Annotated in this window: 13 protein-coding genes; 5 read left to right on the top strand and 8 right to left on the bottom strand. The window is 61.2% G+C overall.

Annotation, left to right across the window (positions count from 1 at the left end; translation table 11 throughout):
* Positions 1-126: 126 nt before the first annotated feature.
* Complete coding sequence (locus AC07SU_RS25705; RefSeq protein WP_494998624.1) at positions 127-939, top strand: class I SAM-dependent methyltransferase; 813 nt, start codon at positions 127-129, stop codon at positions 937-939.
* Between the two features lie 136 nt (positions 940-1075).
* On the opposite strand, the gene AC07SU_RS25700 is transcribed toward AC07SU_RS25705, so the two are convergent.
* Positions 1076-1462: a TIGR03067 domain-containing protein gene (locus tag AC07SU_RS25700; RefSeq protein ID WP_494998623.1), complete on the bottom strand. Its 387-nt coding sequence runs from the start codon at positions 1460-1462 to the stop codon at positions 1076-1078.
* Positions 1463-1751: 289 nt separating this feature from the next.
* On the opposite strand from AC07SU_RS25700, the gene lpxO reads away from it, so the two are divergent.
* Positions 1752-2651, top strand: a complete 900-nt coding sequence (gene lpxO / locus AC07SU_RS25695) for a lipid A hydroxylase LpxO (RefSeq protein ID WP_494998622.1) — start codon at positions 1752-1754, stop codon at positions 2649-2651.
* A gap of 22 nt (positions 2652-2673) precedes the next feature.
* On the opposite strand, the gene ligD is transcribed toward lpxO, so the two are convergent.
* Entirely contained in the window at positions 2674-5142 is a 2469-nt protein-coding gene (gene ligD / locus AC07SU_RS25690; RefSeq protein ID WP_494998621.1) for a DNA ligase D, read from the bottom strand.
* A gap of 15 nt (positions 5143-5157) precedes the next feature.
* Positions 5158-5991, bottom strand: coding sequence for a non-homologous end joining protein Ku (gene ku / locus AC07SU_RS25685; RefSeq protein ID WP_494998620.1), 834 nt, complete (start codon positions 5989-5991; stop codon positions 5158-5160).
* A gap of 184 nt (positions 5992-6175) precedes the next feature.
* Here ku and AC07SU_RS25680 point away from each other — a divergent pair, with 184 nt between their 5' ends.
* Together AC07SU_RS25680 and AC07SU_RS25675 are read left to right on the top strand one after the other, a co-directional pair.
* The gene (locus AC07SU_RS25680; RefSeq protein ID WP_176998157.1) at positions 6176-6493 is read left to right on the top strand and encodes a hypothetical protein; all 318 of its coding nucleotides are present in this window, start codon (positions 6176-6178) and stop codon (positions 6491-6493) included.
* A 22-nt stretch (positions 6494-6515) separates the two neighbouring features.
* On the top strand, positions 6516-7673 hold the full coding sequence (locus AC07SU_RS25675; RefSeq protein WP_494998619.1) for a PQQ-dependent sugar dehydrogenase: 1158 nt from the start codon (positions 6516-6518) through the stop codon (positions 7671-7673).
* Between the two features lie 30 nt (positions 7674-7703).
* Here the strand turns inward: AC07SU_RS25675 and AC07SU_RS25670 are convergent, their stop codons facing one another.
* Both AC07SU_RS25670 and AC07SU_RS25665 read right to left on the bottom strand, forming a co-directional pair.
* Positions 7704-8183: a nuclear transport factor 2 family protein gene (locus AC07SU_RS25670; protein ID WP_494998618.1), complete on the bottom strand. Its 480-nt coding sequence runs from the start codon at positions 8181-8183 to the stop codon at positions 7704-7706.
* A 54-nt stretch (positions 8184-8237) separates the two neighbouring features.
* On the bottom strand, positions 8238-8801 hold the full coding sequence (locus AC07SU_RS25665; RefSeq protein WP_494998617.1) for a TetR/AcrR family transcriptional regulator: 564 nt from the start codon (positions 8799-8801) through the stop codon (positions 8238-8240).
* A gap of 125 nt (positions 8802-8926) precedes the next feature.
* Here AC07SU_RS25665 and pssA point away from each other — a divergent pair, with 125 nt between their 5' ends.
* Positions 8927-10270, top strand: a complete 1344-nt coding sequence (pssA, locus tag AC07SU_RS25660; protein ID WP_494998616.1) for a CDP-diacylglycerol--serine O-phosphatidyltransferase — start codon at positions 8927-8929, stop codon at positions 10268-10270.
* Positions 10271-10333: 63 nt separating this feature from the next.
* Here the strand turns inward: pssA and efeO (AC07SU_RS25655) are convergent, their stop codons facing one another.
* From efeO (AC07SU_RS25655) to efeO (AC07SU_RS25645), 3 genes are read right to left on the bottom strand one after another with little or no spacing between them, the layout of a single operon-like run.
* Complete coding sequence (gene efeO, locus AC07SU_RS25655; RefSeq protein WP_176998162.1) at positions 10334-11152, bottom strand: iron uptake system protein EfeO; 819 nt, start codon at positions 11150-11152, stop codon at positions 10334-10336.
* A gap of 26 nt (positions 11153-11178) precedes the next feature.
* Complete coding sequence (gene efeB / locus AC07SU_RS25650) at positions 11179-12483, bottom strand: iron uptake transporter deferrochelatase/peroxidase subunit (RefSeq protein WP_176998163.1); 1305 nt, start codon at positions 12481-12483, stop codon at positions 11179-11181.
* 14 nt (positions 12484-12497) lie between these two features.
* Positions 12498-13700, bottom strand: a complete 1203-nt coding sequence (efeO, locus tag AC07SU_RS25645) for an iron uptake system protein EfeO (protein ID WP_494998615.1) — start codon at positions 13698-13700, stop codon at positions 12498-12500.
* Between the last annotated feature and the right edge of the window lie 10 nt (positions 13701-13710).

Raw genomic sequence — 13710 nt, 5'->3', positions numbered from 1 at the left:
GGCTGAACGCTCATTGGCTTAGTGACCTGTAGGCTCGGGGATTAGTTTCGCCATGCATAAGGGTTTTATCTGGCAGGCAATTGGCTTACTTTCCGAACCCCGCTTTATTCAAATCCTGGAGTCGCAATGGACATGCCCTCAGCCCAGCAGGCTATCACCCGCAACAAGGACGCCTGGGACGCTTCGGCCGAGCTGCACAAAGGCACCGCCACCTGGAACGCGCTGGTGGCGTCGGTCGCCCAGCCGGGGTTTTCGTGCCTGGACCCGACCATTACCGCACTGCTGCAAGACGTCGGCGTTGCCGGCAAGGACGTGGTGCAACTGTGCTGCAACAACGGCCGTGAGAGCCTGTCGCTGTTCGGGCTTGGCGCTCGTTCTGTGGTGGGCGTGGATCAGTCCCGAGCCTTTCTTCAGCAGGCGCAGGAACTCGCGGGCGTTTCGCCCCATGCCCCGGAGTTCATCGAGACCGATATTCACCATTTGCCGGAGCGCCTGCTTGGCCGTTTTGATGTCGCCCTGGTGACCATTGGCGTACTGGGCTGGATGCCGGACGTGGCACTGTTCATGCGCCATGCGGCCAGCACCTTAAAACCGGGCGGCACATTGGTGATCTACGAGACCCATCCGTTTTTGGAAGTGTTCGACCCTCGAGCCGACAACCCGCTGTTGCCTGCCAGTTCGTACTTCCAGCGCGATCCTTTTGTGCTGCAGGAGTCGATTGTCTACGAAGGCACCGCCGAGAAGGCCGGGCCGACGTCCTATTGGTATGTGCATACGCTGGGGAGCATCGTCAGCGGCGCGGTTGCGGCGCAGCTGCAGATCAGCCACTTGCAGGAGTACCCGCACTCCAATCGTGAAGAACTCTACGATCAGTACGAGCACCAGAGCGCGCAACTGCCACTGTGCTTCACCCCGACCGCCACTAAACGGTCCGTGTAATTCACTGGCGTGCAGGCAAAAAAAGGCCCGCGAGAGTGGCGGGCCAAGGGATTCACTGGAGTAGGTAGGTTTCACCCTATAGGTGGGAAAGTGAAGGCCTTGTGAAAAGGGTGTCGCAAATTCGGATGTGTATGGGTCACCGGCGACGTACGAAGGTTCGCATGGTCTGACCCGGCCCGGTGCTGAATTCGGCCGGCCTGGGCATGCCTTCATCGGCGGCAATGAATACGAAGTCATCGCCTTCAAGGCGGTAACTGGCGGGCAGTTGTTTGCCGGCGTCTTCGCCGATGGCGTCCACCCAGGTAATGCTTTTAGGGGTGGTGCTGCTGTCCAGGGAAAAGTGGCCGGCCAACAACACTTCGCCTGCGGTGGTCCGCACTTCGAAGCTGTCACCGCAGATGATCGTCACGGCACCAGGCGCGCTATGGGCGTCGACCGGGTTCAGCACACCACTGTCTTCAAGAGCGGTCTGTTCCCAAGTGCCCTGCAGGGCTTGAAAATCCAGGTCGGTGCGGGACGACATACAAATTCCTTTTTGCAGTAAGGGGTTGCGGACAGTGCCGTATCGCGGCATTGCAAGGCAAGCGTTGGCATTGATCCAGCACATTGAATGGACAGGTTTTCACAATTCTTAGTTAACCTTTGGTTACAAACTGTGGCTAAATAACTGCCAATGGTGATGAACCGGTGCTCAATTAGCCGGTCGTGCCGCATAAATGTGAATTGTGATTTCAGGTGCTGCTTATTCAATCCTCGGCCGTCGTGGGCACGCAGGAGCAGCCTGTTCTCTCTACTGACGTGTGACGAATCCCTTGAAACTCATCATTGTTGCTCTCTACGTTGCCTCCATTGCGTATGTACACCTGCGTGGCCGGGTGCGACACAAGCTGGGTCGCCAGCTGAGCGATCACTCGACGTTCCTGGCGCCGATCAACTGCTTTCTCTACCTCTTCTCCAAGCAACCCAGCCGACCGTACCTGTCGCCCAGCGACTTTCCCGACCTGGCACCGTTGCAGGAACACTGGGAAGAGATTCGCCAGGAAGGCCAGAACCTGATGCAGGCGGGGGCGATCAAGCGCTCCGACCAGTACAACGACGTGGGTTTCAATTCCTTCTTCAAGTCGGGCTGGAAGCGCTTCTACCTCAAGTGGTACGGCGACAGCCACCCGTCGGCGATGAAGCTGTGCCCGCGCACCACCGAACTGGTGCAGAGCATCGGCTCGATCAAGGCCGCGATGTTTGCCGAGTTGCCACCGGGCTCCAAGCTGGTACGCCACCGCGACCCGTATGCCGGTTCCTACCGTTACCACCTGGGCCTGGACACGCCGAACGATCCGGGCTGCTACATCAATGTGGATGGCGAAAGCTACTACTGGCGCGACGGCGAGCCGGTGATGTTTGACGAGACCTACATCCACTACGCCGAAAACACCACTGAGCAAAACCGCATCATCCTGTTCTGCGATATCGAACGGCCGATGAAGTACCGCTGGGCGGCCGCGTTCAACCGCTGGTTCAGCCGAAATGTGATGGCTGCGGCCGGTTCGCCGAACGATGATGGCGACAAGACCGGTGGTTTGAACCGGGCGTTTACCCGCCTGTACAAGATTCGTCTGCGCGGCAAGGAACTGAAGAAACGCAACCGTACGCGCTACTACCTGGAAAAATGGGCGATTTTCGCCGGCTTGGCGCTGATCTTCATCCTGATCTGAAGCGTGTTTGAGGCGCGACTCACTAAGGTGGTGTCGCGCCCAACTTGTCCCACATCTTCTTGCTCAGCTTCTGCCGATTGGCATACCCGGCCCACGGGTCGCCTTTCAAACCCTTCAAGCGTTCCTGCAGGTTGGCGACCGTCCACTGCTGGGCACCGCGCAACGTTTTCAATTCCTCACGACTCACCGGCACTGACACGGGAAGGCCCGGCCGCGCCCGCACTGAATACGCTGCCACCGTGCTCGCGCCACGGGCGTTGCGCAGGTAGTCGATAAAGATCTTGCCGATGCGGTTTTTCGGCCCGGACGTGGCAGTGAAGCGCTCGGGCAACTGCTGCGCCATGAACTGTGCGATGGCCTTGGCGAAGGCCTTCACCGTGTCCCAGCCATCCCGGCGGGCCAGCGGTACAATCAGGTGCAAGCCCTTGCCGCCGCTGGTCTTGACGAACGCGTCCAACCCCAACTCATCGAGTACCGACAGCGTGAGTTGCGCCGCCTCCAGCATGGTCTTCCACGGCAGGGCAGGGTCGGGGTCCAGGTCGAGTACTAACAGGTCTGGCGTTTCGATCTTGTCCGAGGTGGCGCCCCAGGTATGCAGCTCTATGGCGCCCATCTGCACGGCGCCGACCAGGGCGTTCGCGCTGTCGATTTCCATCAGGCGTGCATGGCCAGGGTCCAGCGCCGGGTCCAACTGCTTGATGTGAGGAATGGCGAGTCGCTCGGCATGTTTTTGGAAGAACTGCTCACCGTCGATGCCTTCCGGAGCACGCAGCAGTGACACGGGCCGATGGCGCAGAAAGGGCAGCAGCCACTCACTGATCCCCTCGTAAAAGGCTGCCAATTGCTGTTTTTGCGTACCGCTATGTGGATCGATGACGCGATCGGGGTGGGTGATTTTCACACCCGCGTCAGTTTTTTTGGCGTTGGAGGCTTTCAGCGACTTCGCTGCGCGCGGTTGCTCATGAATGATCTGTGACGCCGGCTTATCGGTGCGCAAGGCCACAAATGCGGCCTGGCGCACAATGCCTTCGCGCGTCCATTCGGTGAAGTGCACCTCGCCGACCAGGGCAGGTTCCACCCAATGCACGCCGCGTGCTTGAGTGCTGTTCAGCGGCGTTGCCAGCGGCGAGGCTTTGCATTCTAAAGGTGTGAGCTGCGCGTAGATGGCTTTCAGCGAGGCCTGATCAAACCCGGTGCCGACGCGCCCGGCATACACCAGGCCCGTCGCGTCGTTCACCGCCAGCAGCAGGGCGCCGAACCCGGTGCGCGAGCCTTTGGGGCGCGTGTAGCCGACGATGACGAACTCCTGGCGCAAGCGGCATTTGAGCTTGATCCAGTCCGTGTTGCGGCTGGACACATACGGGCTGCCCAGGCGCTTGCCGATGACGCCTTCCAGGGCCAGGTCGCAGGCGCTTTCTATGATGTCGCGCTGGTTGGCGACAAAGGCTTCGGAAAACCGCAGCAGCTTGCTGCGACTTGTGCTGAGTGCAGATTTCAGCGCGGCCCGACGCTCCTCGACGGGCGCCTTGCGCTGGTCCACTCCGCCCAGAAAGGGCGCATCGAACAGGTAATACACGATGTCCAGGCTGCGGCCGATATCAAAGGCGTTTTGCAACGCCTGGAAATCCGGCAGGCCATCACCATTGAGGCTGACGACTTCACCATCGAGCCAACTGTCCTTGAGCTTGAGGGCTTGCAACGCCTTGACCTGGCGCGGCAGGCGCTCGGTCCAGTCGTGGCCGTTGCGGGTGAACAGGCGTACTTCGCCGTCCAGGATGCGGGTGAGCATGCGATAACCATCGAATTTGATTTCGTACTGCCAGTCACCGTCCGGCGCGCGATCGACCAGGGTGGCCAATTGCGGCGTGAATTGTTCGGGGAGGGTGATTGGCTTTTTTTCGCGCTTGGCCCGGGTTTTGGGTTTGCCGACTGTGGCGTCGCTGAGCACGCTTTTGGGCATGGCTTGGACGATGTCGTAATCAGCGGCAGGGCGTGCCTGCGGGTCTTTTTCCTTGATCAACAGCCATTGGTCTTTGTCGCCACTGCCTTTGAGACGGGTGCGCACCAAGGCCCAATCGCCGGAGAGTTTCTCGCCGATCAGGGTGAATTTGAGCTTGCCCGCCGCGTAAGCCTTGTGCGGATCTTCATGGGGTTGCCACACGCCACGGTCCCAGACGATGACGTCCCCCGCGCCGTATTGGCCGGGGGCAATGGTGCCTTCGAAGCCACCATAACTGAGCGGGTGGTCTTCAACGTGTACCGCCAGGCGTTTCTGGCTCGGGTCCAGGCTCGGCCCTTTGGGCACCGCCCAGCTTTTGAGCACGCCATCGAGTTCCAGGCGAAAGTCGTAGTGCAGGTTGCGTGCGTCGTGTTTCTGGATCACGAATGACAGGGCCGACGTTTTGCGCTGGCGAGTGGGCGCGTTGCCCGCCGGTTCTGCCGTGATCTTGAAGTCGCGCTTGCGGTTGTACTCGCTCAAGGGCTTTGGCATGGGAGGTTCCGTGGCTCAGGAGGCTTTGGTGGCTTTCTTCGCGGCAGGCTTCTTGGCAGGTTTGCCGGCCAGGCTGCGCTTGAGCAGCTCGGTCAGGTCGATCACATCCGCCGATTTGCGCTCGTCGCTGCCTTGAGTGGTTTCCACGTCTTCGATCTTGCCGGCTTTGGCCTTCTTCGCCACCAACGCCAGGATCTTCTCCTGGAAGCTGTCGCGGTAGTCGTCGGGTTGCCAGTCGGCGCTCATGTCCTCTACCAGGCGCTTGGCCATGTCCAATTCGCCTTTTGCCAGCTTCGGCTGGGTGACGTCGCTGCCCAATTCCAATTCATCCAGGCTGCGCACTTCGGCGGGCCAGCGCAACATCACCAGCACCAGGGCTGAATCCAGCGGCATCAGGGCGGCCAGGTGCTGCTTGGTGTGCAGCACCACATTGGCCAGCGCGACTTTGCGGGTTTTCTTCAGGGTCTCGCGCAGCAGGGCGTAGACCTTGCCGCCACGCTTGTCCGGGGCGAGGAAGTAGGGGGTGTCGATGTTTTGCAACGGGATCTGGTCACTGGCGACAAAGGCGATGATCTCGATGGTCTGGGTCGACTTGGGGTGCGCCGAGCGAATTTCCTCTTCGCTGAGCACCACATAGCGGCCTTTTTCGAAAGCCACGCCCTTGACGATGTTGTCTTTGGTGACCTCTTTGCCGGTGGCCTTGTTGATGCGCTTGTAGCCCACCGGGTCCATGCTGCGCTTGTCGAGCCAGTCAAAATCAACGCCCTGGGCGGACGTTGCCGACACCAGCGACACCGGTATATGGACCAAGCCGAAACTGATGGCGCCTTTCCAGATTGCCCGTGGCATGGCTGCGGTTCCTTGAACAGAGTGAGTGTTCAGGTGACCGGCAGGCGCTGGCAAAAGTTTCGGCGGGCAGATATGCGGACAGATCGTGTAACACCTAATGAGAAACTATTTAGTTACGAAAGCCGAACCCAAGGCGTAGCGTGTTATCGAAAGCACGTACTACTCGCCCCAGAGAGGCTTTGTCATGAACAGCTGTGTGCGTCATCTCGCAGTGCTGGCGTTGGGTATGGCACTCACGTCACTGGCCCAGGCGCAAAGCCTGCCCGGCAGCACCGATTCCAACAACAGCCCGATTCACCGGGCCAACCCCAACAGCATGCAGGGCACCCAGCCCAATGCGCCGGCCACGCGGGGCGTTCAGATCGGCCCGACCAGCCCCAGGCCCACGGTCGAGAACGGCGGTATCGGCAACCGTTATCCCAAGCGTGACGCCGCCCCCAGTCGCCCCGCGACCGAAACCAAAGCTCCCACTTTTGATGCCAACGGCAATCGCCGGCCTTGAGTGCCGGTAAGGACTTCGCCTTATGTTTCTACGCAAAACCCTTCTCGCCGCCGTGTGCGCAACGGCACTGCTGCCTTTGACGACGGTGCTTGCCGCCGATGCCCAGCAATTCCCCAGTGAGCAAGGCAGCCTTTCTGTCACGCCGATCGCCAAGGGCCTGGACCATCCGTGGGCCGTCGCGTTTCTGCCTGACAAACAAGGTTTCCTGGTGACCGAACGCCCGGGCCATCTGCGTTTTGTCAGCCCGGACGGCAAGCTGTCTGCGCCCTTGAGCGGCGTGCCGCAGGTGTGGGCCAAAGGGCAGGGCGGTTTGCTGGATGTGGTGCTGTCGCCCGACTTCAAGGAAGACCGCATGGTCTACCTCTCGTACGCCGAAGGCGGTGGCAAGGGCGGCACGGCGGGCACCGCTGTCGGGCGCGGTCGTTTGGCCGATGACCTGAGCGGCTTGAAGGATTTCAAAGTGATCCTGCGCCAGGAGCCCAAGCTGTCGACCGGCAACCACTTCGGCTCACGGTTGGCGTTTGACCGCGATGGCTACTTGTTCGTGACCCTGGGTGAGAACAACGACCGCCCCACGGCGCAGGACCTGGACAAGCTGCAAGGCAAGGTCGCGCGAATCTTCCCGGACGGTCGCGTGCCAGAGGACAACCCGTTTGTTGGCCAGCAGGGCGTGCGCCCGGAAATCTGGTCTTACGGCCAACGCAACCCGCAGGGCCTGGCGCTGAACCCCTGGAGTGGCACGATCTGGGAAAACGAACACGGGCCTCGTGGCGGTGATGAAATCAACATCATCGAGCGTGGCAAGAACTACGGTTGGCCGCTGGCGACCCATGGCATCAACTATTCGCTGACACCGATTCCTGAAGCCCAAGGCAAGGAAGTGGAGGGCACCGTGCCGCCCCATCATGTCTGGGAAAAATCCCCGGGCATCAGCGGCATGGCGTTTTATGATGCCGACCGCTTCAAGCCGTGGCAGCACAACGTGTTTATCGGGGCGTTGGCCAGCCAGGAACTGATTCGGTTGCAGTTCGACGGTGACAAGGTGATTCATGAGGAGCGCTTGCTCGGTGGCTTGAAAGCGCGGATTCGCGACGTGCGGCAGGGGCCGGACGGCTACCTGTATGTGTTGACTGACGAAGACAACGGCGTGCTGTATCGCGTCGGTCTTAATCAGGACTGAAAGAAGGGGCCGCAATGCGGCCCCTTCTTTTTACAACCCCAGCTCGGACAGGCCCGGATGATCATCCGGGCGCCGGCCCAGCGGCCAGTGGAACTTGCGCTCGCTTTCCTTGATCGGCAGGTCGTTGATGCAGGCAAAGCGGTTGGCCATCAGGCCGTTCTCATCGAACTCCCAGTTCTCGTTGCCGTAAGAGCGGAACCAGTTGCCGGAGTCGTCGTGCCATTCGTAGGCATAACGCACGGCGATACGGTTGTCGGTGAACGCCCACAACTCCTTGATCAGCCGGTAATCCAGTTCCTTGGCCCATTTGCGGGTCAGAAAGCCTTTGGCTTCTTCGCGGTTGGTGACGAATTCGGCGCGGTTGCGCCAGTGGGTGTCCAGCGTGTAGGCCAGGGACACGCGCTGCGGGTCACGGGAGTTCCAGCCGTCTTCGGCCAGGCGCACTTTTTCGATGGCCGAGGCGTGGGTGAACGGCGGCAGCGGCGGGCGTGTTTCAGCGGTAGAGGACATCGGGCAGCTCCTGAAAACAATAACGGATTATCGAAAGTTGCTTGGCGTGCGGTTTCAAAGTCCCAATAACGTTCGCGCCATGCATTGCGCATCATCGGCAGCTGTTGAATCACCCATCACCAGGGCAACGGTAATGGCACCATCGATCAGGATCAGCAGTTGCGCGGCCTGCCGTTTCGGGTCGGGGGTGCCATGTGCTTGGCACAGTTCGCGTGCGTACTCGAACAGTTTCTGTTTGTGGGCCTTGGCCAACAGACGCACCGGGTTGTGCGGGTCGCCGGTTTCGCCGCTGGTGTTGATAAAGGCGCAGCCGCGAAAATCCGCCGAGCCGAACCAGGCCTTAAGGGCGCTGAACAGCGCCAACAGGCGCTCGCCAGTGCCTTCGCTGTGTTCCACCTCGCCACGCAACCACTGCATCCAGCGCTCGTCGCGACGTTGCAGGGCGGCAATCACCAACTCGTCTTTATTGGCGAAGTAACGGTAAATACTTTTGCGCGAGACACCGGCGGTTTTCACCAGAAAGTCCATGCCGGTGGCGGCGATGCCATGGCGATAGATCAACTTTTCGGTGACGTCGAGGATGATGTCGCGGGTTTCGTTGCCTGTCATATCGTTCATATGGCGTACAGTAGAACGATCGTTCTTCTTGGTCAATTAACTTTTTTCCATGCGCTGCTGCGAGACCTGAGCACCCCCATGGTGTAAGCTCGGGGCCTCTTCGGATTCGACCCATTGCGAGCCTTATGCCGTCGTTCTTCAAACGCTCCCTGTTGCCCAAATTGCGCGGTTTCCCACTTTCCAGCGATGCCATCGAGGTGCTGTCCGGCGCCGATGCGTTCCGCCGTTGCCTGTTGGAGAAGATCCCTCAGGCCACCCGGCGCATCTACATCGTGGCGTTGTACTTGCAGCAGGACGAAGCGGGGCAGGAGATCTACGACGCCCTGCACGCAGCCAAGGCGGCACGGCCAGAGTTGGACATCGTGGTGGTGGTCGACTGGTTGCGTGCCCAGCGCGGGCTCATCGGCGCCGGCAAGCAGCCCGGCAACAGCGCCTGGTACCAGGCGATGACCGCGTCCCACGCAAGCCAGGTGCCGGTGTACGGCGTGCCGGTGCAAACCCGCGAGCTGTTCGGCGTGCTGCACCTCAAGGGCTTCGTGATCGACGACAGCGTGCTGTACAGCGGCGCCAGCCTGAACAACGTGTACCTGCACAAATTCGAAAAATACCGCTTCGACCGTTACCACCTGATCCACAGCCAACCGCTGGCAGACTCCATGCAGCATTTGGTGGAGCACGGCCTGGTGGCCTCCAAGGCGGTCAATCGCCTGGATTTGCCCAACCCGCCCACCACCCGCAGTTTGCGCAACGATATCGGCGACTTGCGCAGCCGCCTCAAGCACGCGGCTTACGACACCACGGCGGGGCAATTGCCCTATGGTCACCTGTCGGTCAGCCCGTTGCTGGGGGTGGGCAAGAACAACCCACTGAACCGCGTGGTGCTGGAGCTGATCGCCAGCGCCCAGCACCAGCTCACCATTTGCACGCCGTACTTCAACCTGCCGTTGCCGGTGACGCGAGAGATCAACCGGGCGTTGGCGCGCGGCGTGAAGATCGACATCATCGTCGGCGACAAGACCGCCAACGACTTCTACATCCCGCCGAGCGAGCCGTTCAAGGTGATCGCGGCGCTGCCGTACCTCTACGAAATCAGCCTGCGTCGCTTCGCCAAGCGTCACCAGCCGATGATCGACAGCGGCCAGTTGAACCTGCACCTGTGGCGCGACGGTGACAACACCTATCACCTCAAGGGCATGTGGGTTGACCAGCGCTACACCTTGCTCACCGGCAACAACCTCAACCCCCGCGCGTTCCGCCTCGACCTGGAAAACGCCTTGCTCATCGATGACCCGCAGGGTGAGTGGCTGGCACCTCGACGCATGGAGCTGACGCAGATTTACCAGCACACCACGCGCATCGAAGGCTACCAGCAGCTGCAAACCCTGCTGGACTACCCGGAAGCGGTGGGCAAGTTCCTGCGCCGGGTCAGCCGCGTACGCATTGAGCGCTTGCTGTACCGGATTCTCTGATTAGCGGGCAAAAAAAGACCCGGGCCCTGTCGAAGGGCCCGGGTCTTTTTTTTGCGCTGCGGCTTAGTTCAAGCCCAGCTTGCCACGCAGGGTGGACAGGTCTTCAGCCAGGGTGTTGACCGGGCCAACCAGGGCTTTACGGTCGTTTTCCTTGACCTTGTCATAGGTCTCGAAACCACCGTCCTTGGTCTTGTACTTGGCCAGGATCTTGTCCACGGTGGCGAAGTTCTTGTCGACCTTGGCCAGGAAGGCTTTGTCTTGCTTCTCGATCTGGCCACGGAACAGGTCGACGATTTTCTTCGCGCCGTCGATGTTGCCCTGGAAGTCATACAGGTCAGTGTGGCTGTAGCGGTCTTCTTCGCCGGAGATCTTGGTCGCGGCGACTTCTTCGAGCAGGGCTGCGGCGCCGCCCACGACTTTCTCAGGTGGGAAGGTCAGGCCATCAACACGGGTCTTGAGGTCGTTGACGTCGGTGTTGAGCTTGGCGGTCAGCGTTTCCAGGCCTTTGGTGGTGTTCTGCGAGAACAGCACGTATTCGATGCGGTGGAAGCCGGTGAAGTCTTCAGCGGTCACGCCTTTTTCGTGGTCATCAACACGGGAGTCGATGGACGCGTCGAGGTCGCTGAACAGCTCGGCGATCGGCTCGATGGACTCGTAGTGCACGCGGGTCGGTGCGTAGAGCTTCTTGGCGGTGGCCAGGTCGCCCTTGTTGATGGCGTCGGTGAAGGCTTTGGTCTGGGTGACCAGCTCGCCGATTTCTTCGGTCACGTAGATCTTGTAGTCCGAAACCGGGCCTACCAGGTCCAGCGGCGCGGTGGCGGCGAAGGCTGCCAGCGGCGAAAGGGACAGCAACAACGACAACGCAATAGTCGACTTCTTCATGGGACAGTTTCCGCTCTGGGTTTATTTTAGGTGTTGGCAGTGGTTTGAGGGTGCGTTGCAGCGAGCAGCGTGCGCCCAAGGAAATCCTTGGGCCCCGTGACGCCCGGCAAGGTGAAGAAGTACCCGCCGCCCACCGGCTTGAGGTATTCCTCCAGAGGCTCGCCGTTGAGCCGGGTTTGTACGCTGATGAAGCCTTTCTCCAGGTCAGCCTGGTAGCAGATGAACAGCAGCCCCATGTCCAGCTGACCGTTTTTATTGACGCCGTTGGAGTAGTTGAACGGCCGACGCAGGATCAGGTTGGCCTGGGTCTGCGGGGTGCGCGGGTTGGCCAGGCGGATGTGGGCATCGAGCTTGGTCAACTTGCCTTCCGGGTCCTTGCTGTAATCCGGCACCTGGGTTTCCTTGTCGCCATCCATGGGCGCGCCGGTTGGTTTGACGCGGCCGATGATGCTTTCCTGTTCTTGCAGGGGCGTGCGGTCCCAGCGCTCGACGAAGTTACGGATGATCCGCACCGCCTGGTAGCTGCCATGGGCAGCCCAGGCCGGTTCGTCGCTGGTCGGTTGAACCCAGACGATCTGGTCCATGGCCTTGTCGTCGGTGGAGTTCGGGTTGGCCGAACCGTCACGGAAACCGAGGAAGTTACGTGCGCTTTGCGCAGGCTCGCCCGGTTTTGCGGGGGCCTGGGGCGGCACGCTGCCTTCCTGTTTCCAGCGCACCAGCAGCAGGTCTGGCAGGTTCTTCACGATGTCACGCAGGGCGTGGATGTTGGTGTCTGGCGTGTTGGAGCTGAACTGCAGGCTCAGGTCGCCGTGGCACTGCGCAGGCTCCAGCGCGTCGTTGGGGAAACCGACCATGCGGCTCAGGCGCTTGGGTTTGACGGCGGTGAGGCCGAAGCGCTCATCGAACAGCGATTCGCCGACGGACACGGTGATGGTCAGGTTGTCCGGGGTGACCACCGGACCGAGGATGCCCGAATCGGTCGGCGGCAGTTTCGGGTCGACCTGGGGCACGGTGCCGCCGGTCATCAGGAAACTGATGCGCTCGTTCAGGGTGCGGAACAGGCGCTCCAGGTCTTCCCGGTCGCTGGCCAGCACGTCAAACGCCACGACCATGCCGCAGGCCGGGCGCGGCGTGACGATGCCGCTCTGGTGTTTGCCGAAGAAGTCGTGGTGGTCCTGGGTCTTGTCACTGCGCGGTGCGGTGGTGACTTGCTCGGCAGCAGCGGCCATGGCCGGGCAGGTCAGGGTGCTGCCGGCAATCGCCGCGCCGGTGGCGGCCATGCCCAGCAGGACACGGCGGCGCTGAAGGTTAAGCTGTTCTGAATCACTCATCTGTGCGGTCGTCTTCACTGCAGGCCGGAAAGGCCAAGGGCGGGGTCGATTCCATCGAGTGCAACGGCCAGAGCCTTGGCCTTGTCGGCGATCTGCTTGCGCTGATCGGCGGTAACGCTGTCGTACGCGCTGTAACGGTTATTGACTTTGAAACCCGCGAGTTCGCCATCGAACGCGCTGAGAGCGCTGTCGATTTTCGGCAACAGGTCGGCGGCGGATTTGGTCAACAACGGACGCATCAGCTCGACCACTTTATGGGCGGCCTCAAGATTGGCGGCAAAGCCGTTCAGGTCGATATGGCTGTAGCGTTCTTCTTCACCGCTGACGGCGCGCACATCGGCAAGGCTATTGAGGTTGCGCACCACAATGCTCACCAGCTGCTCGGGCGGCAGGGACTGGGCCAGCAGCTGTTGCTTGAGGCTGGTCACGTCGGCGACCAGGCGCTGCGCAACCGGCGCCAGGCCGTCGAGGCTGCGTTGCTGGAACAGGCTGTATTCGAGGCGGTGGAAGCCGCTGAACGCTGGGTCCTGCTCGCGTTTTTCAAAGTAGTCGGCGCGGGCGTTGATCGCGTTGTCCAGCTCTGCCAGGCGTTGGGACGCCGGGGCCAGGCGCTGGTAGGCCTCGCGGGCCGGCACGTACAAGGCTTGCGCCTGGGCCAGGTCGCCGGCGTCGATGGCTTGCTGCAGGGCCGTGGCGGCCTTGATCAATGCGCTGCCTTGGCCGCTCAGGTACACGCGGAATTCCGACAGCGGGCCAATGAACGCCACCATCGACGGTTTCGCTTTGGCCTGGGCGTCGGACTCTGCCGTTGGCGTGACGTGCAACGTGCCCCGTGGGTTGCTCAACAAGCCACAGGTGATGGCGTAGTCGCCAGGCAACAGGTTGGCGTTGATCACCTGGCTGAGGCCCGGGGCGATGTTTTCGCGTTCTTCGATCACCAGCACGCCGTCGAGGATTTCCCATTCCACCGCCCGGTCGGAGCGGTTGATGATGCGAAAGCTCGCACGCCCGGCGGGCACGGTCAGCTCGTTGGGCTCGCACGCGTGGCCGTGGATGGTCACGGCGATTTCGTTGTGGTTGGTCTGGCGTTTGGCGGCGGCCAGCTGTGAGGCGTAGTAGAACAGGCCACCGGCGGCGATCATCACGACCACCGAGCCGGCCACCGCCCAGCGCAGGGCGCGAGGAGGTGAAGCCGGTTGAGGGGTTGGGTTGGACAAGAGACGGTCC

The sequence above is a fragment of the Pseudomonas sp. GW821-FHT05H12 genome (genome assembly GCF_059419385.1).
Note: the sequence above shows the minus strand (reverse complement) of the source record. Positions and strands in the feature narration are given on the sequence as shown.